At 61.9% G+C, this 273-nt stretch carries 1 protein-coding gene; it reads right to left on the reverse strand.

The annotated features are described in order from the left end of the window. Positions 1–7 precede the first annotated feature (7 nt). Positions 8–273 (reverse strand): hypothetical protein (locus ABG80_RS22465; protein ID WP_407638729.1); only part of this gene is annotated, 266 nt, incomplete at its 5' end.

Here is a 273-nt window from a genome sequence, read left to right on the forward strand (position 1 = left end):
GTGAGCATCACAGGCTCCCTTGATCCAGGGCACCGGAACGCTCGATAGCTTCCTCGGCGCGGGCCAGCGCATCAGACACAGCAGCCTCGATGAACTCGCGCTTGCTCATGTCGAGCAGGTTCGTCACTTGATCGAGACGCTCGATCAGCGAGGGATGCACCTTGGCGCACATCTGGCGCAGCTCGGTGAGCTGGCCTTGATCAATGGCCTGATCGACCAGCCGGCCCATGTTGGCACCGTGGCTCAGGGCCTTGAGCTTCAGCACCTGAAGCT

Source organism: Aquabacterium parvum (assembly GCF_001447195.1).
In the GTDB taxonomy this organism is placed as follows: domain Bacteria; phylum Pseudomonadota; class Gammaproteobacteria; order Burkholderiales; family Burkholderiaceae_C; genus Aquabacterium; species Aquabacterium parvum.